Raw genomic sequence first — 22,802 nt, 5'->3', positions numbered from 1 at the left:
CTCGTGGTTAATTCTTTGTCTATGTCTTTACTACTACGCCGATGCTGGCGAATCTGGTTTCTGCTGGCGTATTTACTGATTGGCAGCAGCTGCCATACCTCAACCAGCTACGACAACAATCCGCCGGCTAATCAGGAGCAGAAGAGCCACCGGAAACATAAAAAGCACCGAAACAATGACCGGGACCGGCAACAGCAACAGGCCGGACAGCGGGAGTCGGGTAATCAGGTACGGTCGGGAACCGTCCCCCGGAAGGCATATGATGTTCTGGCTTACGTGAAAAAAAGCGGACGGGCAATGGATGGCTATGTCGGCGGGCGGCGCTTCGGTAATTTCGAAGGACACCTGCCCCGTCAGGATTTGTCGGGCAGGCGCATCGACTATCAGGAGTGGGATGTTAACCCCAAAGTACAGGGCAAAAACCGTGGTACCGAACGGCTGGTCACCGGCTCCGATGGCCGCAGCTGGTACACCAATGATCATTATAATACCTTTATCGAAGTAAAATGACACCGAATATACTTATCAGCCAGTCGGAAGCCGAACTGGAAAAATACTTTGGCAACGATTTTATTGCCCACATCGACGGACAGAAAGCAAGCACCCTGCGGCTCTTTTACGAACAAATTGCCGATGTACTCGAATTTCCGGTTTTCGGCTTCAACCTCGACGCCCTCAACGATTCACTCAATGACCTGCAATGGCTGGAAGACATCCGGATTGTGCTTTATTTCACCAATACCGGCGATCTGATCAGCAAGGAACGTGACCCGGCCAAAATGGGCAGCGTCCTGAATATTCTCGATGCTACGGCCGAAGACTGGAAATGGGCCGAAGACGATGAATTGCTGGAGAAAAAGGAGCTGATTATCGTTTTCGAAGACAGCCCGCGTATCCGGAAGTTTCTGACTGACGAAAATATAGACTACAAGCTACTGGCCGAGCTGGGCTAATCCGATGCGCGCCCTGATACGCTATATCCGCAACCACATACAAGCCGATTTCAGACCAGGGCTTTATGGCCTCACCGCCCTGTTTGCTGCGTTACTGATCGGGCTGAACTACACCTTCAGAATTGAACGGGGGTTTATCGACTCGTTCCGCGGCAGCTGGCTGCGGCCGGTGCTGTATTTCCTCCTGTATGCAACAGCCTATTATGGCACGGCGCTGCTCTGGAACCGCTTTCATCCGGAGAAACGGATTCTGCAACAGCGCCGGTTCTGGCAGCATAGTCTGTTCGGGCTCGGCGTGTATGCCTTTTATGCCGGCTTCTACGCCTATAATGACTGGAGCCGGCAACTGCTTGACGGGCAGATTTATTACTATGCCTATAAATGCCTGAGCAATATCCATTCGGTCTTTACGCTGGTTTTGCCACTCTACCTTTACTACCGGATCCGGGATCGGGACCAACCTGACTTTTACGGCCTTACGCCGAAACGGGATGGCCTGTGGCTGTATGCGACCATGCTCCTGATCATGATTCCCCTCGTAACGATCGCTTCCTTTCAGGCCGACTTTCTGAGTTATTATCCAAGCTACAAAGACTCCGGCGCCGACGAAGTACTCGGGGTGCCGCAGTGGGTCACAGCTGTTGTTTATGAACTTTGTTATGGCTGGGACTTTGTACCGACCGAACTGTTGTTCAGAGGCTTTCTGGTGATCGGCCTGCAACGCATTATGGGAACAGGCGTGGTCTTGCCGATGGTTGTAACCTATGCGTGCATCCACTTCGGTAAGCCAATGGGCGAAACCATTTCGTCCTTGTTTGGCGGGTACTTGCTTGGTATTCTGGCCCTGTATACGCGCAGCATCTGGGGCGGTTTATTGATTCACTTAGGCATTGCGTGGCTGATGGACGGTGCTGCTTTTTTGCAGAAAGCGCTGTAACTTGCCATATATTCAGAACTGTAATCGAATGCGTACTCTTTTTCTTTCCTTAGCCTTCTCAACAAGTCTAATCGGACCAGCTGCCCTGGCACAAGGCAAAAAATCAGGCCAGCTGCTGCCGGAACAAAGCATTACCCGGGCCGAAGTCGAAGCCCAGACCCGTTTTCTGGCTTCTGACGAGCTACAGGGCCGTCGCACCGGCGATCCCGGCAACTGGGTAGCCGCCCGGTATATTGCCGAGCAGTTCCGCCAGCTGGGCCTGAAACCAGCCCCCGGCCAGGCCGACTATTTCCAGCGGATTCCGTTTGAGCGCGTCAAAGCGGCCAGCTCCGGTATTCTGGTTACGGATAAAGATACACTCCGGCTCGGTAAAGATTTGTTGGTAATGGCTGGCGGGGCCACCGACCTGAGCGGTCAGGTAGTTTATGCCGGCTACGGGCTTACCGACGGCGAAGACGGCTACAAAGGCCGTGACGTAAAAGGCAAAATTGTGGTGGTGCAGGGCGGATCACCGGAAGCCAAAAGCCCCGGCGAAATCTTCCGTGCCTCGAACAGCAAACGTAAATTAGCGACCGAAAAAGGCGTTGCGGCCCTCATCGAACTATACAGTGAGTCGGTCTCGTGGGGTTTAGTGGCCCAGAACTTTAACCGCGAACAGATTTCGCTGGCGATGGCCGCCAACGGTCCGGCCGTAACCCATGTCTGGATCAATAATCAGAATAACAAATACGGTCGTCTGAAAGACCCGAATGCCTCTGTCACGCTCCGGACCTCCGGCCGGATAAAGGTACCCGCCGCATCCGCGAACGTGGCCGGTGTGATTGAAGGGTCTGACCCTAAACTCAAAAACGAATACGTAGTACTGTCGGCCCACTTCGATCATGTCGGGGTTGGCAAGCAGGGCGGTGGCAGCTATACGCCCGAAGACAGTATTTTCAACGGTGCCCGCGACAATGCGATGGGTGCGGTATCCTTGTTGACGGCGGCCAAAGCGTTCAGCATCAAACCTGCCAAACGGTCGATTCTGATTTTGGCCCTGACCGGTGAAGAAATCGGACTGCAAGGTAGCCGGTACTATTCCGAAAACCCGCTGATTCCGCTCAAACAAACCATTTTCGATCTGAACTCCGACGGGGCGGGCTATAACGATACGACGATTGTGTCGGTCATTGGCCTGGAACGTACCGGAGCCAAAGCAGAAATTGAAACCGCAGCTAAGCAATTCGGACTCGGCGTATTTGCCGAACCAGCACCGGAACAAGGCCTGTTCGACCGCTCTGACAACGTTAGCTTCGCGGCAAAAGGCGTTCCGGCACCTACGTATTCAGCTGGTTTCAAGTCGTTTGATGCGGCGATCGGCAAGTATTACCATCAGGCCATCGACAATCCGGAATCACTCGATTTTGGCTATGTACACCGGTTCTGTCAGTCATTTGCCTATGCAGGGCGCTTAATTGCGGACCGGCAAACAGCACCGAAATGGATTGCCGGCGATAAATACGAAGCGGCCGGTAAATCGCTTTACGGTAACTAATCCCCTTCCCGATTGCTCCGGAACATTCCTGAGTAGTCGGGAATCTTTTTATAAAATTCAATGTATATACATTAAATACATAAACACGAATACTATGAAAACGCCACGTACGATCAACCAGGTATTACCGGCACCAATGATGCATATGGGTAAATTACACGTACGGCAACCCCTGCCCTCTAACCGTTTACCGTATCTTGATCCGTTTGTGCTGTTGCACCATGCCCATACCATTGCTGACCCTGACGAACAGCTTCAGAAAGCCGGTGTTGATCCGCATCCGCACCGGGGATTTTCGCCGGTAACGTTTGTGTTTAAAGGTGGTGTACGGCATCGGGACAGCCGCCAGAATGATGGAACGGTGTATGAAGGCGGCACTCAGTGGATGAACGCCGGTATGGGTATCATTCACAGTGAACGCCCGTTAACGGCAGAGCAGGAAATTATTCAGATGTGGGTGAATACGCCGGCAGCGAATAAAATGGATCAGCCGTCGTACTACCCGTTGACGAAAGAACAGACGCCGACAAGCGCCAGTACCGACGGGAAAGTAGTGGTAAATGTGGTAACCGGTAACTTATTGGGGCTGCAAGGCCCGATTCCGACCTTTACGCCGATCAACTCCGGCACGATACACATGCAGGCGGGCGGCACTATTGATATACCGGTTCCGGCCAGTCATAACCTGTTTGTTTACCTTCTCGACGGATACGCCAAAGTCAACGGCGACCGCCTCGTCACCGGCAAGAACATGGTTACCTTCAGCAGCGACGGCGATTACATTACGCTCGAAGCACTTGAAGACACCCGCGCGCTGCTGATGTCGGGCGAGCCTATTGGTGAGCAGATTGTGGCGCAGGGGCCGTTTGTCATGAACAACGATGTTCAGATCATGGAAGCCTACCGCGACTTCCGGAAAGGGAAAATGGGTATTCTGATTGAAGATTAGTCAGAGCGGAATGCTATTCCGCTCTCTTATTCATACACAACCTACAATTAAGCTGTAGCACGGAATGATATTCCGTGCTACAGCTTTTTGAATAGCCGCTTCGCGATGATATTTGACGTAATGGTTGACAGCAAAATAACGGTCAGCGAAGTAGCCGGCATCAGAATGGCAGCCACAACCGGTGCCATATGCCCCTGCACAGCCACGGAAATGCCGACAAAGTTATAGAGCAGGGAGATTCCGAAACAGAATTTCAGGACCCACATGCCCGCACGGGCCAGCTTGATGTATTGCGGTAAACGAACCAGCTGATCGCCCTGGACGATGGCATCACAGGCGGGTGAAAACGTCGTGAGGTCATCACTGACGGCAATACCCAACTCGCTTTGCTGAAGCGCACCGGCATCATTCAACCCGTCACCTACCATCAGCACCTGAGCCCCTTTTTGCTGGAGCCCCTGAATAACCCGCAGCTTGTCGTCCGGTTTTTGCAGGAAATGCAGATGATCGGCTTTACCAAACAAGCGGGTCAGGTAGGTCCGGTCGGCATCACGGTCGCCGGAAAGTACGAACTGCGCTATGTTTTCCTGATCCAGTTGCTGAACCAACCCCTCAACGCCATTGCGATACGGATTCCGGATGCTGAAATAGCCCAATACATACTGATCAACAGCCAGAAAGGTATGACTACCGGCGGTATCCGGTACGGTGCGGTCATAACCCACAAAGCCGGCCGAGCCAAGCCGGATCCGTTGTCCGTCGACCATCGCTTCGATACCCGCCCCGGCTACTTCGCGGAAGTTCTTCAGAGGCACACGCCGTTGCCAGGCATCCAGCCAACCGGCAATCCGGCGGCTATACGGGTGCACCGAATGGCCGGTCAGTGCCCGAACGATACTTTTCAGCTCATCGGCTAACTCATTATCGTCTTCAGTCCCCTCAGCTAGACCCACCCAATGCACTGTTGATGCGTTTGTCTGGGTCAGCGTCCCGGTTTTGTCGAACACAACCGCTGTGATACCGGTTAGTTTCTCGATCACACCCGCCTGCCGGAGGTACAAACCGTACCGGCCAAAAATACCGACCAGATTACTATCCGTGAATGTATGCGCCAGGAGCAAAATACACGGACAGACCACAATTAGTACTGCGGTAGCGGCATTTAACCCCAGGAGCACCTGACCCTGTAATGTCCAGAACAGAAAACTGCTCAATGAAATGGTAAACACCGCCGGTGTAAAATAGCGGTTGATTTTATCCGGCAACGACGACCGGAGTCGTTTGGCTTCGGCATCAGCATCCTGATTCCGGAACGCATCGTGATTCCAGAGCTGCGTCAGGTAGCTTTGCGAAACGGGTTTAACGACATCCATTTCGGCCGCCTGACCAACCAGTCGCCCACCGGCATAGAGCAACTCACCGACCTGCCGGCTTACCGGCTCCGATTCACCGGTTACGAAGCTGTAGTCGATCATCGCTTCCGGGCTCAGCAACCGTGCATCGGCCGGAATCAGTTCCTGGTTCCGGATGTAGAGCCGGTCACCCGTCTGGAGCTCGGTCACCGGTACCCGCCGCTCGGCAGGTCCCTGCTTCACAGTGGCTGCCAGGGGAAAGTACGAGGTATAATCCCGCTCAAACGACAAACGGGCATAGGTTCTGTCCTGTAAGTATCGGCCAATCAGCAGAAAGAACACAATACCCGTCATCGAATCGAAATAGCCCGGGCCCGTGTGTGTTGCCACTTCATATAGACTCCGGCTGAAGGTAATAAGTATAGACAGGACAATGGGGGCATCAATATTCAGGTAGCGGCCCCGCAGTGCCTGCCACGCAGATGTAAAAAAGTCCTGCGCACTGAACAGCAGCACCGGCAGGGATAACAACAGATTCAGGTAGACAAACAGGTCGCCCAGCGATTTCTCTTTCGACCACTCCCCGACCGCAAAATACTCCGGAAAGCTCATCATCATGATGTTCCCGAAGGCAAAGCCGGCTACCCCGATCTGCGCCAGTCTACGTCGCCGTTGCCGCCGTTGCTGCTTCCCGTCCAGATCATGCAGGCTGATGTACGGCTCATAGCCAATGCGGGTCAGCAGATCGGCCAGCCCACTCAACGATAGTGTAGCCTCCTGAAACAGAATCCGTACTTTCCGCTCCGGAAAATTCACGACGGCCGAAAGTACACCCGGATGGAGCCGGTGCAGGTTTTCGAGCAGGTAAATGCAGGAGCTACAGTGCATACCCGGCGTATAGAACGTTACTGAAGTGCGGTTTTCATCGGCAAAGTCAATGAGTTTTTCCCGCACCTGCGGTAAGTCTACATAAGCGAATTTACCTGCATAATATTCCTTATCCGGTGATACACCAGGATGTTGATCAAGGCGGTAATACTGGCATAATTCACTATCATTCAATAGCGTATAAACCGTTTTACAGCCATCGCAGCAAAACGGTTTATCATCCGCAATCAGTAAGGTTTCAGGACAGTCAGCACCGCAGTGATAGCATTTTACGGCTTCTGCGGTTTTCGGTTCAGTCGGCGAGGCAATCATGGTTACAGGTTATCAGGCAACTTCGGCCGCTTGCGTCACGGATTCAGTTGCGGTTAGTGTCGGATCGTACAGCGCTATGAGCGGAATCGTGATATGATGCACAATCTGCCGGGTTACGCTCCGGCCCAGAATGGCATCGGCCCACGAGCGATGACGTGGTACGGTTACGAGCAAATCGGCCGTCGGGTTATTGGTCAGGTAGTTTTCGATACCCTCCGCCGCGCTTTCATTCTCCACAAATTCGGTCACCAGCGATACTTCGCCAAAGAATGATCGCAGGCGGAATTGTGCCTCAGCGGATGGTGGCGCTACTTTTTCGCCCGGTTTCAGCACGCACAGCAAGGTAAGATGTGCCTGATTATTAGCCGCCAGCAGCCGGATTGGCTCAAACACGTCCGGTGACGTTATACTTTCGTAATCCGTTGCGATAACAATATGTTGCAGCGGCCGGATGATCGCGGTGGCCGGTACAACCATCAGGTTTGTTTTAGCTTCCCGCAGCAGGTTAGACGAGGTGCTACCCAGCCACGGATTCAGGCCACGACCACTCGCCCCTACGACAATCCAGTCAAACCGCTCCTGGCCACTGGCATGCTGAATAGCCGACAAGGAGCTGCCTGGATAGGTTTCCGGCGCAAAGCGGTGCCAGCGATAATTCCGCTCGGCCTTAAGCTGCCGCCCGAGCGAACCAAGCATTTCCAGTGAACGCTGTTGTACAATCTCAGCTTCGTAAAAAGGTGCATGTGCCGTTTCGACCTGAATCGGAAACGCATGCAGAAGCGTGCAATCGCACGGAACATAGCCAAGTACATTTAATGCATACCGGAAAGCATGTTCAGAGGCATCAGAAAAGTCGGAGGCGAGCAAAATACGTTTCATAGCGGGGCGCTGATTAGTAGTGAAATGACGGAGACAAAGCTACTCCTTAACATGCACCGGTCACATGACTGCTAACCCCTCAATACCTGATTGTAAGCATCTCTCCAGACAGCAAATTATGACTTTGGTCATATACACTTTTAGGAATTACGGCTCTATTTGTAGTTAATTTGTAACAAATAAAGGTTACGTGCTAACTGCTTTATCGACGTCATGCAAACGTTACTACTTATAGAGGATAACGACGCCCTTCGGGAAAATACAGCCGAGATTCTGGAACTGAGCGGCTATCAGGTATTAACGGCCGAGAACGGGAAAATCGGTGTCGAAGTAGCTATTCGGGAAAAACCGGATCTGATTATCTGTGATATTATGATGCCGGTTCTGGACGGATACGGCGTTCTGCACATGCTCCATAAGCACGACGATACAGCGCATATTCCGTTTATTTTCCTGACGGCCAAAACCGAACGGAACGATTTCCGGAAAGGTATGGAGATGGGAGCGGACGACTATGTGATGAAGCCATTCGAGGAAATTGAACTGCTGAGCGCAGTAGAGAGCCGCCTCCGCAAAGCCGATCTGACCAAAAAACACTATGCTCCCACACTCGAAGGCCTTGACGCCCTGATCCGCGATGCCGGTGGTAGTTCCGAACTGAATAAACTAATTGAGAACCGGGAAATCCGGACTTATCGTAAAAAGGAAGAGATCTACGCAGAAGGCCGGCCGAGCCATTACCTGTTTTTCTTACAGAAAGGCCGTGTTAAAACCTTCAAATCAAACGAGTTAGGCAAAGAACTGATCGTTGATTTATTGGCGGCACCTACCTACTTCGGCTATAAATCACTGCTTCAGGAAACGTTTTACGCAGACACCGCCGTAGCGATGGAGGATGCCGAAGTTTGCCTGATTCCAAAGCAGGACTTTTTTATGCTACTTAACAAAAACGTGGATGTTGCCCAGCAGTTTATCCGGATGCTGGCCGAAAACATTGACGAAAAAGAAGATCAACTGATCAAATTGGCCTATAACTCGGTCCGGAAACGGGTAGCCGATGCGCTGTTACGGTTCTATGAATCCGTTAAGGCAAACGGGGCTGCCAATCCGGGATTACCGTTGCTACGGGAAGATCTGGCTAATGCAGCGGGTACCTCGCTGGAAACCGCCATCCGGACACTGAGTGATTTCAAAGACGAGAAACTAATTGATATTCAGGCAGGTCAGGTAATTATTCTGTCGGCAGACCGGTTGCGGAAAATGAAGAACTAACTATAAAAAAGAGACAAGGCGTACAGGCTCGCCGGAATTTCCGAATTCCGGCGTACATAACCGCGGATTTGCAAATCCGCAGTTAGCAGCATCCGGATTTTAAATCCGGATGAGCAAAACGTACGGTTTGTTTTTAATTAACGATTGCGTCAATGATCCAGGTAACAACCGACACGACGAAACTGAATAACAGCGCGGCAATGAAGCCGCTGACGGCAAAACCACTGACCAGATACGCTGCCAGATAGACCATCAACACGTTGATGACCAGGTAGAATAACCCCAGCGTCAGGATAGTAATCGGAATAGTCAGAAACACCAGTATTGGTTTGAGGAATGCATTCAGCAAACCCAATACAATGGCGACAAGCAAAGCCGTTCCGAAGCTGGAAACGATAATGCCGGGAATAATTTTACTGGCGATGAACACAGCCACCGCACTAATCAATATGCGTACGAGCAGTCCCATGGTTGTTGAGAGTTGTAGTTTATGGTTCAGACAGGCCCTATATACAGGTGTTCCTGCACACAGGTATCCCTGCGCAAACTACAAACTCTAAAGGTCAAACCAATGTTCAACTGTACTATTTTGCGTGCCGTTTTTTCAGCACCGCAATTACCTCGTCGAGATCGATATTTTTATGTTCGAGCAACACGAGGAAGTGGAACAGCAAGTCGGCCGCTTCGCCCTTAAACAGATCGTCGTTTGAATCTTTCGCTTCGATTACCAGTTCAACCGCTTCCTCCCCTACTTTCTGCGCAATTTTATTAACGCCACGCCCGAACAGCGACGTAGTATAGGATTTTTCGGAGGGGTTTTCTTTCCGGTCACGGATAACGGCCTGCAGGTAATTCAGGAATTGCCCTTCGCCGGTATTCGTTTCATTGAAGCAGGTATCCGCACCAGTATGGCAGGTCGGGCCAGCCGGCAAGGCTTTGATCAGGATCGTATCCTCGTCGCAATCACCCAGAATTTCCTGCACATGCAGGAAGTTGTTGGATGTTTCGCCTTTGGTCCAGAGGCGTTGTTTACTACGGCTGAAAAACGTGACAACACCTTCAGCTTTTGTTTTCTCATAAGCCTCCTGGTTCATGTATCCCACCATGAGTACTTTCCCCGTATTCGCATCCTGAATGACAGCCGGTATCAGGCCATCGGGTGATTTATCGAAAGTAAGCATTGATTGCATTGATTGAGTGATTGAACAATTGAATAGCGTATACCTATATATAGGGCCGCCATCAATCGGTCAACCTGCCGGATCGCCGGCAATGGTCAGTACAAAGGTACGGAGTATGGGGGAAAGGATTACCAACGCATCGGGCGAAACTATGGTTTCTATTCATTTTCAGCCTCCAGAGCCACCTCTTTATTACGTCGCTGAATCAGCACCGGAATGATCAGGAAGCTAATACTGCTCAGGACAAGATTAATGGCAAACCCGACAGCATGCATGAAGGTGGCAACCACGGCACCTTCAGCGGTACTGAGGCCATATAATACCAGTGCCCGGCTAACGAGAAAGTGGTAAGTACCAAGTCCGCCTTGGGTCGGCACAGCAAGCCCGCCGATGGAAGCAACAACGAGAATCGTGAGAGCCGCTACAGGAGGCAGGTGGCTAGTTACAGTTTGAGACTGTAAAAATAAATAAACGATTAAGCAAAATAAACCCTGAATCAAAAAAGTTAATGAAACAAATAATATAGGATTGGGCAATTCTTTTAAAGCAACAAATCCATTCCAAATTTCCCGAATAAATAAGGTGATTTTTTTAAAATACAAATTGGATTTTAAACCAGGACTTTGAAAGATTTTCTTCAACAACAAAAACAACACTGGGGATAGGCTACAAACAAGTAAAAGAAATTTAAATAAATCCATAGCCTTAAACATTTTTGCATACTCATATATACGACCAAACTCTATTATTGTTGTTACAAATAATAATATCAATAATATCAAAAGATCAAGCACCCTTTCTGCTACAATCGACCCAAGGCTATGGGCCAGGGGAACATTATCAATACGTTGAAGTGATACCCCACGAGTAAACTCGCCAGACCCTGGAATAACCATGCTAGCAATCATCCCAGATTGCAATGCAATCATAGCTCTAAAAGCAGTAGTATGATGGCCAAGTACAGCTAATGGCTGCATCCAGCGAAGGCCTCTCAGATAATCAAGACATGCAACAACAAATATAATTGCAGTTATGTAATAATAGTTTGCTTTATAAAATTCACCTGCCAAATCTTTATATCGTATGTCTTTGAGCGCATAGTATAGCAAGCAAACAGCTAAAATGGAAGGGGCTACCCGTTTTATCAACTTCATCATAAAGAACCTTTAAAGCGAAAGTTATTACTTTTCTCACATCATTTGATGTCAAAGTATTTGGTGTAACACAAACATAAATGTATTTTTGGCATTACATTTGAGAATTAATGCATCATTAACTTATTACTTGATCTAGCTATTATTTATTGTCTTTATGTCAAAGTCTAATAAGAAAAATACAACACAGACTAGGAATAGTACAACAAAGAACCTTGGTAAGCCGAATGCAAACACTGATCCGTCTAAGACAGACAATAACCATCTATCAAATGGTATACCCATAAAGGATACTGCTTTCGCACTAATCAGCTTCGACACAAAGGTAAAGCGTTTACTATTCATAACTTTAGGACTTTTCTTTATATTAGTTTTGGCGAAGATTAATTACTCTTCAATTTCTATATGGAACCAAGTGTTACCAGATGGATCAGACATGAGAAGAGGCTTGATATCAGGAACGCCTAAACAAATAAGAATGGATGACTGGGCAGGGGGAACTCCAATGACCATGTCGCAAGTAAACAATAATTTTGCTTTAGTAAATCCATCACTCGGAGGTGAGATGCCGTCCATGGTGTGTGGTGTGCCGAATAAGCATTTTTCTACATTGTTTAGGCCCGAAAACTGGGGTTATATAGCTTTCGGTCTGGAACACGGTTTTGCTTGGCGATGGAACTTTGTTGTCTTTGCTGGATTTCTAGCAATATTCTTTACCTTCTTAATTTTAACAAGAAATAAATTCTGGTTATCACTATTTGGAGCCTTCTGGCTTACTTTTTCTCCCGGTATTGCTTGGTGGTCTTTGAATAACCTTACCTTCCTTTATAGCGGTTGTACTCTATTAATTGCCTCGTTACATATATTTTATTCTAAATCAATAAAATCTTTACTATTGGCCTGTACCATTTATATATGGTCTTTTGTTGTCTTTTGCCTTTTATTGTACCCTCCATATCAAGTCCCAATCGGTTACATGCTAATTATTCTATTGATTGGCTTTTTATGGAGGAACTTTCATAAAGAAATATTATTTAATCAATTAGGCTACAAAATTTTGCTTTTAACATTATCTCTAATCACAATTGTATCAATTTTATATTTCTATTATAAAGATGCAAAGTCTACAATTGAGATAATGTCAAATACTGTATATCCCGGACGTCGTAGTGAAACAGGAGGAACAGGTTTTGTAGCCAACTGGCTGTCAGAATATTTTTCTGGATGGTTATTATCAGAACAATCTATCCCTAAAGGCTGGATGAATATATGTGAATTATCACACTTTGTAACACTAACACCTACAATTGCACTTTGTTGTATCGCATATTTTAGCACTCAAAAAAAAGTAGATCCCTTATTGACGATGCTAATAGCTTTTATTGCAATACTAATGATATGGATAGAAGTAGGTTTCCCTTCTTTTCTAGCGAAGCTAACATTGATTGATATGAGTCCTACTCGTAGGACTCAAGTTCCTCTTGGAATAGCAAATGTTTTTACGGCTGTCTTATACTTAGCTTATATTGATGAGAATAAAATAAAACTACCCTCAAAATACAGCTTCTTAATATTTGCGTTTATTGTAATATTCATGTTTTATGCAGTTTGGTTGAATATAACAGATTCGCAAGGGTATTATAAAGTTCATCAACTTTTTATCCCAACAATATTCTTTATTGTATTAAACTCACTCCTAGTACCTTATATTGAGTTTGCAGGGAAAGAAATAATTGTAGCTGGTTTACTAGCTGTGTTTACCTTACCAAGCCTAAAAATAAATCCAATCGGTATTGGAATGTCTCCGATAACAGAAAATGCATTTTATCAGAAAGTTAATGAAATACATCAGAAGGATAAAAGTGCCAGATGGGCGGTTTTTGGTAATCAATACCTTACATACATAGTTACAGCAACAGGAGCAAACCAGCTAAGCGGTATGAAATACATGCCTGATTATAAAACGATGAGAGTATTGGATCCACAAGCAAAGAGAGACTCAGCGTATAATCGATTTGCTCATGTCGTTTACAGCTCATACATTGATGGAAAAGATTCAGTTGTTATATTTAATCCGTATGAAGACGCTTACACTGTTGCAATGGATGGTTGCTCCCCAAAACTAAAAATATTGAATACAAAATATTTTGTTTTTGATAAAGCTCCACAACCAGTTGAAGTTAGATGTATGACATTATTATCGGAGATGGGAAACATAAGAATTTATAAACGCAATGACTTCTAAAGTATTTATCATTATTCCCTCTTTCAATGAAGGAATTGTAATACGACAAACGATATTGGGTCTAGATGGAAAATATAATATTGTTGTCGTAGATGATGCATCTACGGACAACACTGACCTGATGATAAGTGATTTGCCAATATATTATTTAAAGCATCCAATAAACCTTGGGCAAGGTGCATCACTGCAAACAGGAATGGAATTTGCTTTAAAAGAAGGAGCAGATATAGCTGTTCACTTCGATGCAGATGGCCAACATAACCAAGATGATATTGAGCGTTTTATTCATAAACTCCAAAATGAGAATTTAGACATAGTTTTAGGTTCACGTTTTATAAAAAGAGAGCATACTAACTTAGTTCCTCCATTTAAACGGTTAATTCTTAGAATAGCAAGATTACTAAATGGTCTTATGACAGGTATGTGGTTAACAGACGCACATAATGGTTTCAGAGTGATGAATAGAAAAAGTCTCAAGCTTATACGGCTAAAGGAAAATCGAATGGCTCACGCAACCGAGATACTATCTCAAATAAATATAAATAAATTATCGTACGCTGAACTAGACACTCAAATTATTTACACAGAGCATAGCATTAGAAAAGGTCAGTCATGGACAAATTCATTTAATATACTTTTTGAATTATTGGTCAATCGTTATCTTAGATAATCAGGATATGTTGTCACCTATACAATATCTACTCTTAAGCTTAGCCATAGTTCTAACTGTGGCTTCCATTAAACTTTTTCATAATAAGCTTTATTATAGGCTCCTTATTATTAGTGGGCTTTTACTTGCTTTTCTCTTTATATTATCCCCCGGAATTACTACTAACATTGCGTTAATATTAAATGTAGGACGGGGCGTTGATTTGATATTTTATTTACTTTTTTTTATACTGGGATTTGCTTTAATAATTATTTATAAAAGATTATTGAAACTTGATGAAACAATTACAGCAATGAATCGTCAAGAAGCTATTCGTAATGCAAAGCGCCCAATTTTATGAATATTCTCATAGTGGCATTTACCTTTCCACCAGATACCAATGGTGTATCCTATGTTGCCTATCAACATGCAATCGGTTTATCTAAAAAAGGATATAATGTTGAAGTAGTCACAACCTTTTCAAATAAAAGAGAAAATAAATTCATTGATGATATTAAAATAAATGAATTTAAAATTACTGGAAATGGATTACTAGTTAATCCATTTAGAGGAGAAATAAATAAGTACCAGGAATTTATAAAGAAAAACAATTATGACTTAATCTATGTTCATGCTTGGGAATCTTGGCCGTCTGAGCTAATCCTTCCATTAATCTCTAGCCTTAAAACACCAGTAGTTTTAGTAAGTCACGGCACATCTTTTAATTGGTTAACAGCATCTTTATGGGGCTTTATTAGATGGATTTTATATCGTCCCTACGCTTGGACATTGAAAAATAAAATGCAACTTTTTTCGCATTTTGTGTTTTTAAGTAGTATAGATGATAAGGTTAGATTTAGTGATGTCAGAATGGTTCGAAAATTAAATTTAAAGAATTATACAGTCATTGCTAATGGATGTACGTCCACATTGTATACAAAAACAAAATCTGAATCAAGTTTCAGAGAAAAATACAAAATAACACAAACTAATATTCTATTATGTGTTTCAAACTATATACCATCTAAAGGGCAAGATATTATTTTAAAAGCTTTTCAAGAATTATCTTTGATAGACACTGCATTAGTATTTATTGGTGGAGAAAAGAATAAATTCTGTAAGTCCTTAGAAAGGCAAATACAAAAAAAGAATCTTAACAACGTGTATATAATGCATAATATTGTAAGAGATGATATTTATGAGGCCTATTTAGATTCGACACTATTCGTTACGGCGACCAAAACAGAATGTCAGCCATTAATGCTTCTTGATGCAATGGCGGCAGGTTTGCCTTTTATAGCTCCAAATGTTGGATGTATAAGAGAGTTCAAAGGAGGAGTTGTGTATGAAAATTTCTACAAATTAAAAAGTTCAATTCTTTCATTATTACAAAATGAACAATTAAGATTTTCCCTTTCAATTGAAGGGAAAAAGCAGGCAAGGAATCAATATTACTGGCAAAATATTATAGAAGATTATGCTTCATTAACTCAGAAACTAGTAAATGTTGGTTAATTACTTTATTTACTTATTATCAAGTTTTCAAAGACTTATAAAATGTCAACAGAAGTGAATTGTAAAATATGTGGCTCAATAGCTACATTAATTAAAGAGGGACTTACAGGTTATCAGGAAAATAAAGTATATGATATATACAATTGTTCAACCTGTGATACTAATTTTTCAATACCAGGAGAAGTAGATTCTGGAATATATGACGCGATCTATAGAAATGGACTAAATGTTCCGAATTATGCATATTATCATAAGTATAGTAAAGCTGTACTTACACAAGAAAACCCCCTAAAATATTTAGCAAAAGAGGGAGATGCATATTGGGCTATAGAAAACTCTATTAAATTAGGTAATATTCAAAAAACAGATAAAATTTTAGAGGTTGGATGCGGATTAGGGTATCTGACATATTCTCTTAAGAGAGCAGGTTTTGATATTACAGGTATTGACATATCTCAAAAAGCTATTGAACTGGCAATAAAAACATATGGTAATTTCTACCGCTGTGCAGATATAAATGAGATGGCAAAAAATGATCATGAAAGATACGATGTTATTATTCTAACAGAAGTTATAGAACATATTTCAAATCCAGTCATTTTTATTGAAAGTTTAAAAAAATTATTAACACAAAAAGGAAAGATTATACTTACAACTCCTAACAAAAGTGCATTTCCTAAAAGCTCCGTATGGGAATGTGACCTACCTCCTGTCCACTTATACTGGTTATCAGAAGATTCATTTAAAATAATTGGTGAAAACCTGCAAATGAACGTAGGTTTTATGGACTTTTCGGGTTACAATTGGTTGCATTTCGATGCGTCAAAAATTATGCCTAGCCTAATGCGGGGAACTACAATATTAAATTCAAATGAACAAGTAATTGAGCAACCGAAATCCCCAATTTTTTCTTTTGCTGTAAACACGTTAAACAAGTATCGATTCTTAAAATTTTCAATTAGCTTTGTTTTAATGTCTCCAAACTTTTTTTCTAATAATTGGAAAAGAAGACATTTTATGTGTGTAACACTTAGTGCTAAACAATAACTCTTTGGGTACTTTACGAATTATTGTTCAATCAGGATTTTCTCATAAAAGCGAGCAAGTAAGCTAAGTGCTTAGTTTTGAGGCTTCTTAAAATGACAACACCAATGCACTCAGCTACTTGCCCTCACCAAGATAGGGCTTTATGGATCTGCCCAACCAACAACCTGACCTGAAGCAAGGAGACAGCCGAGCCGAGGTAAAAAACATTCGCTGCCTTTGGTACTAATGGGCGTGGTTATGGCCCTGCTGGGGGATGCGATGGGAATCTCCTGGCTATCCAGCGGATATGAAAAACCATTTTGACGCCCTCCGCGGACGCTAACTACACCAGCCAAACAGGTCAGTTACCGCGCCTGCTCACTCGGGTGAACTATATGCTGCTAGCCCAACAGGTTCAACAGCACTATGTGTTTTCCCTCCCTGAAGGCTTTGCCGACGGGCTCAATAGTGATGACAAAAAATTGCGGGGATTTATCGCTAAAGGCCAGTAACGGGGGAGGTGTGTATCTCGGTCGTGAGCCACACTCAGGCTGTTGTGGCACAAGCCTATTAACGGAAAGAAGCAGAGCGAGCGGCTAGACTAGTGAAAGACAATGATTTGACAAACAAAAAGATTGTACTCGACCCCTTACATTTGGCATCTTCGCTCCTAGTATCTATCCATAAGGCATCGGATAGATACCTCATTAACCTCAACCAATCAACGGCTGTTACGGCGGCTGTGTCTAATTCAAACGCTGCTACAAAAGCCCGCTTTTGAGCAGATCGATGAGCCAGTACGCGGGCATGGGCGTATCGCCCAACGTACCTATCGGTGTTACACGCTGGCGGATCCGACACTGGACAAGCGGTGGGCTTAACGACAGTAGTGGTTGTTACAGGGGTACGTAAAACGCTGACGGGTATAGAAATAGCTCAGACGGTGAGCTATTTTGTGACCAACCGCGCTATGAATAGTCCGTCGGAAGCGGATTCGTTTTACGATGCCATTCAATGTCACTGGTCGTTAGAGGGGCTTCACTAAAGGCGGGATGTAGTTCTAGCAGAGGATGACTACGGCAGCAAATCAAGTAGCTTGTTCCAGGCCTTATCGAATCTTAATACACTAAAAATGATTATATTATGAATATTAAATCCACCTAACATGGCAGCTCAACTCCAGCAGTTTACTGAACAAGTGCCCGAGCTAATTGACTTTTTGAGACTCAGAGGGATTTTATGAGAAAGCCCTTTAAGAACAAAAACTACTACGACAAAATAAAATGCACCCAACCAAACAGCCAAAAACTAGTTATTAAATTGATTACGAAGTCTTAACAAAATAAACATTAACTTATTTGGCATATAACGTATAAATGCATCAATAAGATATATAAATGTTTTGTATCTAAAATAAACACTAATATTGCTATCAATATACCTTTTTATCTCCATATTTACCATCCATTGTTCTTTTAATCGAGAAAAGGTTGTGTTACTATTATGTATTCTATATTTAACTAAATAATCAGGAATGTTCGCCATTTTAAGCCCTTGTTGCATATGTAAAAAATGGGTATAGTAATCATTCAAAGCTTTAAATCTCAACTTATAAAAATCATCAGGTATAATTTTATTTCGAAACATAATAGTAGGGTGACCTATACAGTTTCTCAAATAGAATTCCCTCAATATATCTTCATTATTAACTGGGTACTTTCGTTTTCCTTTTTCAATTCCAGCTTGATCTATTATCTTCATCCAACTACCAACAAGAAAGATATCCGGATTATTAATTAAATACTGAATTTGCTTTTCTAATCGATCTGGCATTGCAACATCATCAGCATCAAGCTTAGCAATAAAATCTCCGCTTGCAATTTTATAGGCTTCATTAGATGCTTTTTCTCCCCCATACCCTAAAGCATTTCTATTTGTGATTACCTTGATTCTTTGATCGTATGAAGCATATTCAGCTATAATTTTAGAGGAATTATCAGTAGAACCGTCATTTATAAGGAGTATCTCCAAATTAGTATACGTTTGATTTATTATACTTTCAATAGCTTCCTTTAAAAACGCTTCAGCATTGTGTACTGGAATTACAACAGTTACTAGAGGGTTTTCATTAAATTTCTCCATCGGTTATTTTGAATTATTTATTTTATATTCTTATCCAATTATGAGGAATTAAATCATCCACTATAATAGAACTATTAAACCATTTATCCGGAGTAATTACTATTTTATTTTTGTCAGCAGATGAAAGCCAGGCTGCCCACCAGCTAAACGTACTATTGGATATAATAAAATGTTTACATTGTGACATTAAATAAAAATGGCCTTCAGCTTTTTCACCAGCTAAGCTATCTTCAACGAAAATTGTAGTGTAAGGTATACTAATATGTTCTTTACACCAAATAAGATCATCAGAAAAGACAAAAAAAATAGGATTTTTTACCTTACCTTCAATTATTTTAACAGCTGTATTTACATAATTTTCGGAGACAACACTATGTAAAGTTGTGGTAAGAAAATCTGTCCGACGGATATGTAAACATATAGCATCACAGCTTTTAATTTGTGAATCTATTAATGATAAATTCCTATTAACAAACTTAAATGACGTTAGCTCACTCCTTATCAAATCTTCAATTTCAGTAAAATATTTATATGACTGCCAATATCCGTTTAGATAAATTTTTGACGAATCATTCCTAAATAGTTTATTATTATAATTAAACTTTCGCTCAAAAACGTAATTGAATCCGGAAAATCTCAACCTTATATAATGAAGTACATTAAATAATTTCGATCTAATACTTGCTTTTGAGGAAAATTGAGGAACATTACTTTCATCTGCAATAATACCACTGATATTATCAAATATATCTAAGTTATATTCCCTGAATGTATAATCTGATACTTTTTTTCTATTATTTAATACTGAGCAATCAAAATACAGGTCCGCATCATTACGGATGGCCATTGATCTCCCAATTGCATATTGGAACATTTGATTTCCCAACCCTCCTTTTAGCTGTACTACAACTTTCTTTTTTTTTGCCATATAAAAAACTTAACTTATCATTGTAACAATTATATTATTAATAAACTTTATGTTAAGATTCGCGCCTTTGCTCTTATTCCTCCTCACAACCTCCACCCTCTTCGCTCAGGCACCCACATCAGGCCTTGTCGCTTACTACCCGTTCAACGGCAATGCCAATGATGCCAGCGGTAAAAATAATCATGGAACCGTCTTTGGCACAATCAATTCTGTACCGGACCGTAAAGGTAATGCGAATAACGCATTTCAGTTTACGGATGGCAGTAAAATTCGTGTTACCAATAATGCTTCGCTGACTTTCTCAACCGGGTTTTCGTTCAGCGGGTGGGTGCGGCTACGATCGATGGCTGGGCGGGATGGTGATACGGGGGCAATGGCAGAGCTCGGCGTTCATACAATCTTCGCTAAAAACTGCGACCGCGATTGGCTGTATTCCGTTATGGTTGCCACTCAACCAAATACGCTGAACTTCTCATCAGGTACCTGGTACAGCACGTGGCTATCTAACTTTTTAACCTATTCGCCCGGCACGTGGATGCACGTAACCATCTCATACGATGCAAACAGCCATTACCTGCAAAAATATATCAACGGACGGCCTGTCGCTGAAGCACGCGCAACCATCGATTTCGCCGCCAGCAACACGACTGATCTTCTGATTGGCGGCATGGATTGCTGGTCGTATTATTTCAACGGCGATATGGATGAGCTTCGGTTTTATAACCGGGCGCTCACACGGGAGGAGGTTATTTCAACTTATGCATTTGAAAAAGCACCGATTCAATCCATTAAAGACGGCAGCTGGAACGATTATACTGTCTGGTCTTGTAACTGCATCCCTCAGCCTTCAGACGTATTGCAGGTTAGTCATCAAATTACAGTCCCTGTCAACAACATCGCCCAGGCCTTCCAGATTAACTATACTAACAACGGAAAAGTAACCCTTGGCCAGGGCGCCAAACTCTTCCTCAATAAGTAAATCCCACCGCGTCCTGTGCTTATACCGGCACATGACTCGACGAATACATACCAAAGGGTCTGGCTATGGACAGGCCCTTTTTCTTTGGCTTGCCCTGTCAGGCACGACCCTGCTTGCCCAGCCTAACCGCTTTACCTTCCAGCGCGGACTGATGGGGACGCAATTTAACGTAATTCTCTACGCGCAGGATAGCCTGACGGCTAATAAAGCGTACCAGGCGGTTTCGGCACGTATGGATACGCTCAACCAGATCATGAGCGATTACCTCGATGGCTCCGAAATCAACCGGCTGTCGGCCAGCAGCGGCTCGGCACAGTGGGTGCCGGTATCGCGGGAGTTATTCGATGTACTGACCAAAGCCGTTACCATCGCCCGCACATCCGGTGGCCGCTACGACCCGACCATCGGGCCACTCTCACTGCTTTGGCGGCGGGCTGTCCGGCGGAATCAGTTTCCGTCTGCCCAAGAGCGAAAACAGGCCAGAAAGTCCGTTGGTTATCAGCACCTTGACTTCGACACTTCCAGACAATCAATCCGCCTGAACCGGCCCAATATGCGGCTTGACGTCGGCGGCATCGGGCAGGGTTTTGCCATCGATGAGGCGCTGTTGGTAATTAAACAGTTTCCCGTGCAGGCAGCACTGTTCGACATTGGCGGGGATATCCTTGCCTATAATGCTCCTCCGCAACAAGCCGCCTGGCGGATTGACGTTGGTTCCGGCAAAACCGGCGATACGGATACACTAACAGTGAACTTGCTGAATGCGGCTATCACAACGTCCGGCGATACGTACCGCTACCTGAATTACCGTGGCCGGCGCTATTCTCATATCATGGATCCGCGCTCGGGCCTGGGCCTGCGTCACTTTGTCCGGGCTACGATAAAGGCGCCGGAAGGCTACCATGCCGATGCGCTTACGAAAGTGTTCAGCGTGGCCGGATGGAAGAAAAGCCGCCGGTTACTGCGCCGCTTCCCGGGTGCTGAACTGTATATTATTGAAAACAAAAAGGGCAACATCCGCAGCTGGCAGTCGCCCGGATTCCGGTAATGACCGTTTAAATAGTTTCCGGACTACCAAACCGGCAATTCGTGTACATTTAGGCACAAACTATTTTGTCATCATGAAACAGCTATTTTCCGTCTTAACCGCTTTGTTCTATTCCGTTTGTGCTTTTGCGCAGCAAGGTACTATTCAATATAAAATAACCCTTGGTAATAGTGAAAAAGCCATAACAAGCACCAGTACTATGTATTTCCTGAACGGAAGTACACGTGTAGAAGCCAACATTCCTATGCCCGGTTCCGGAAAACCAATTAAGCAAACTGTCCTGATGCCGGCCAGTAAACCGAATGTGATGTATAATCTGGACGATGCCAACAAGTCCTATACGGAAACCACCGTCAGCCCGTCGGCTACTAAAGATGTGAAAGCAACCGTTAAGGTGCTGGGCACCGAAACCATTCAGGGCCTAAGCTGCAAGCACCTGTCGGTAACGATGGACAAAACCAACATGGAGGTCTGGACAAGCAAAGATATTCCGGGCTATGAAAAGATGATGTCCTACTGGCGGTCAAATCCGGCGATGAGCAGTAACAGTTTTTACAACGAACTCAAAAAAAATAACGCGGAGGGCTTTTTCGTAAAAACGAAAACCAATGGAATGCGCGGCGGTAGTATGGTTATGGAAATGGTGAGCTACAACACGAAACCGGTAGCGGCGTCGCTGTTCAGTATTCCGGCGGGGTATAAAAAAGAAGCAGGTTTCGATCCGGCCGCCATGGAGAAAATGAGCCCTGCCGAGCGGCAGAAAATGGTCGAACAGATGATGAAGAAATACGCGCCGAAGCAGTGATATAGTGGTGACACGACTTAAGGGGCGGTCCTCCGCTCGTAAAAAAAGCCCTTC

The 22,802-nt window shown here is 44.4% G+C and carries 22 protein-coding genes; 15 read left to right on the top strand and 7 right to left on the bottom strand.

What is annotated here, in order from left to right; all coding sequences use genetic code 11:
* Window positions 1–21 precede the first annotated feature (21 nt).
* The 5 genes from AC23NW_RS07255 to AC23NW_RS07235 all read left to right on the top strand — a co-directional run bounded on the left by AC23NW_RS07255 (window position 22) and on the right by AC23NW_RS07235 (window position 4,373).
* Window positions 22–510, top strand: coding sequence for a guanyl-specific ribonuclease (locus AC23NW_RS07255; RefSeq protein ID WP_487448618.1), 489 nt, complete (start codon window positions 22–24; stop codon window positions 508–510).
* A complete protein-coding gene (locus tag AC23NW_RS07250) occupies window positions 507–953 on the top strand; it encodes a barstar family protein (protein ID WP_487448616.1) in 447 nt (148 codons plus the stop codon). The genes AC23NW_RS07255 and AC23NW_RS07250 overlap by 4 nt, the downstream gene beginning before the upstream one ends.
* A gap of 4 nt (window positions 954–957) precedes the next feature.
* Entirely contained in the window at window positions 958–1,890 is a 933-nt protein-coding gene (locus AC23NW_RS07245; protein ID WP_487448615.1) for a CPBP family intramembrane glutamic endopeptidase, read from the top strand.
* Window positions 1,891–1,918: 28 nt separating this feature from the next.
* Window positions 1,919–3,424 carry a M28 family peptidase gene (locus AC23NW_RS07240; RefSeq protein ID WP_487448613.1) on the top strand — a complete coding sequence of 502 codons (1,506 nt, stop codon included), beginning with the start codon at window positions 1,919–1,921 and terminating at the stop codon, window positions 3,422–3,424.
* A 94-nt stretch (window positions 3,425–3,518) separates the two neighbouring features.
* Complete coding sequence (locus tag AC23NW_RS07235; RefSeq protein WP_487448611.1) at window positions 3,519–4,373, top strand: pirin family protein; 855 nt, start codon at window positions 3,519–3,521, stop codon at window positions 4,371–4,373.
* Between the two features lie 77 nt (window positions 4,374–4,450).
* Here the strand turns inward: AC23NW_RS07235 and AC23NW_RS07230 are convergent, their stop codons facing one another.
* Window positions 4,451–6,925, bottom strand: a complete 2,475-nt coding sequence (locus tag AC23NW_RS07230; protein ID WP_487448609.1) for a heavy metal translocating P-type ATPase — start codon at window positions 6,923–6,925, stop codon at window positions 4,451–4,453.
* 12 nt (window positions 6,926–6,937) lie between these two features.
* On the bottom strand, window positions 6,938–7,804 hold the full coding sequence (locus AC23NW_RS07225; RefSeq protein WP_487448608.1) for a universal stress protein: 867 nt from the start codon (window positions 7,802–7,804) through the stop codon (window positions 6,938–6,940).
* Between the two features lie 213 nt (window positions 7,805–8,017).
* Here AC23NW_RS07225 and AC23NW_RS07220 point away from each other — a divergent pair, with 213 nt between their 5' ends.
* The gene (locus AC23NW_RS07220; protein WP_487448606.1) at window positions 8,018–9,076 is read left to right on the top strand and encodes a response regulator; all 1,059 of its coding nucleotides are present in this window, start codon (window positions 8,018–8,020) and stop codon (window positions 9,074–9,076) included.
* Between the two features lie 133 nt (window positions 9,077–9,209).
* On the opposite strand, the gene AC23NW_RS07215 is transcribed toward AC23NW_RS07220, so the two are convergent.
* From AC23NW_RS07215 to AC23NW_RS07205, 3 genes are all read right to left on the bottom strand, one after another.
* On the bottom strand, window positions 9,210–9,545 hold the full coding sequence (locus tag AC23NW_RS07215) for a phage holin family protein (protein WP_487448604.1): 336 nt from the start codon (window positions 9,543–9,545) through the stop codon (window positions 9,210–9,212).
* Window positions 9,546–9,660: 115 nt separating this feature from the next.
* A complete protein-coding gene (hisIE, locus tag AC23NW_RS07210) occupies window positions 9,661–10,266 on the bottom strand; it encodes a bifunctional phosphoribosyl-AMP cyclohydrolase/phosphoribosyl-ATP diphosphatase HisIE (protein WP_487448602.1) in 606 nt (201 codons plus the stop codon).
* Window positions 10,267–10,415: 149 nt separating this feature from the next.
* Entirely contained in the window at window positions 10,416–11,414 is a 999-nt protein-coding gene (locus AC23NW_RS07205) for a lysylphosphatidylglycerol synthase transmembrane domain-containing protein (RefSeq protein WP_487448600.1), read from the bottom strand.
* Window positions 11,415–11,568: 154 nt separating this feature from the next.
* On the opposite strand from AC23NW_RS07205, the gene AC23NW_RS07200 reads away from it, so the two are divergent.
* The 6 genes from AC23NW_RS07200 (at window position 11,569) to AC23NW_RS07175 (ending at window position 17,891) form a co-directional block, all read left to right on the top strand.
* Window positions 11,569–13,656 (top strand): DUF7657 domain-containing protein, encoded by a 2,088-nt coding sequence (locus AC23NW_RS07200; RefSeq protein ID WP_487448598.1) that lies wholly within the window; start codon window positions 11,569–11,571, stop codon window positions 13,654–13,656.
* Complete coding sequence (locus AC23NW_RS07195; RefSeq protein WP_487448596.1) at window positions 13,646–14,326, top strand: glycosyltransferase family 2 protein; 681 nt, start codon at window positions 13,646–13,648, stop codon at window positions 14,324–14,326. The genes AC23NW_RS07200 and AC23NW_RS07195 overlap by 11 nt, the downstream gene beginning before the upstream one ends.
* A gap of 7 nt (window positions 14,327–14,333) precedes the next feature.
* Window positions 14,334–14,666, top strand: a complete 333-nt coding sequence (locus tag AC23NW_RS07190; protein WP_487448594.1) for a DUF2304 family protein — start codon at window positions 14,334–14,336, stop codon at window positions 14,664–14,666.
* Window positions 14,663–15,820, top strand: coding sequence for a glycosyltransferase family 4 protein (locus AC23NW_RS07185; protein ID WP_487448592.1), 1,158 nt, complete (start codon window positions 14,663–14,665; stop codon window positions 15,818–15,820). The genes AC23NW_RS07190 and AC23NW_RS07185 overlap by 4 nt, the downstream gene beginning before the upstream one ends.
* Before the next feature lie 42 nt (window positions 15,821–15,862).
* Window positions 15,863–16,867 carry a class I SAM-dependent methyltransferase gene (locus tag AC23NW_RS07180; protein ID WP_487448590.1) on the top strand — a complete coding sequence of 335 codons (1,005 nt, stop codon included), beginning with the start codon at window positions 15,863–15,865 and terminating at the stop codon, window positions 16,865–16,867.
* Between the two features lie 850 nt (window positions 16,868–17,717).
* Window positions 17,718–17,891: a hypothetical protein gene (locus AC23NW_RS07175; protein ID WP_487448588.1), complete on the top strand. Its 174-nt coding sequence runs from the start codon at window positions 17,718–17,720 to the stop codon at window positions 17,889–17,891.
* A gap of 263 nt (window positions 17,892–18,154) precedes the next feature.
* Here AC23NW_RS07175 and AC23NW_RS07170 read toward each other — a convergent pair whose 3' ends face one another.
* Window positions 18,155–18,988 carry a glycosyltransferase family 2 protein gene (locus AC23NW_RS07170; RefSeq protein ID WP_487448586.1) on the bottom strand — a complete coding sequence of 278 codons (834 nt, stop codon included), beginning with the start codon at window positions 18,986–18,988 and terminating at the stop codon, window positions 18,155–18,157.
* Window positions 18,989–19,010: 22 nt separating this feature from the next.
* Window positions 19,011–19,916: an alpha-1,2-fucosyltransferase gene (locus AC23NW_RS07165; protein WP_487448585.1), complete on the bottom strand. Its 906-nt coding sequence runs from the start codon at window positions 19,914–19,916 to the stop codon at window positions 19,011–19,013.
* 49 nt (window positions 19,917–19,965) lie between these two features.
* Between AC23NW_RS07165 and AC23NW_RS07160 the strand changes: the two genes are divergently transcribed.
* From AC23NW_RS07160 to AC23NW_RS07150, 3 genes are all read left to right on the top strand, one after another.
* Window positions 19,966–20,895 (top strand): LamG domain-containing protein, encoded by a 930-nt coding sequence (locus AC23NW_RS07160; protein WP_487448584.1) that lies wholly within the window; start codon window positions 19,966–19,968, stop codon window positions 20,893–20,895.
* Window positions 20,896–20,926: 31 nt separating this feature from the next.
* Window positions 20,927–21,943, top strand: a complete 1,017-nt coding sequence (locus tag AC23NW_RS07155; protein ID WP_487448582.1) for an FAD:protein FMN transferase — start codon at window positions 20,927–20,929, stop codon at window positions 21,941–21,943.
* A gap of 73 nt (window positions 21,944–22,016) precedes the next feature.
* Window positions 22,017–22,748 (top strand): DUF4412 domain-containing protein, encoded by a 732-nt coding sequence (locus tag AC23NW_RS07150; protein WP_487448580.1) that lies wholly within the window; start codon window positions 22,017–22,019, stop codon window positions 22,746–22,748.
* Window positions 22,749–22,802: the final 54 nt, after the last annotated feature.

The organism is Arsenicibacter sp. R0_47 (genome assembly GCF_057652235.1).
Note: the sequence above shows the minus strand (reverse complement) of the source record. Positions and strands in the feature narration are given on the sequence as shown.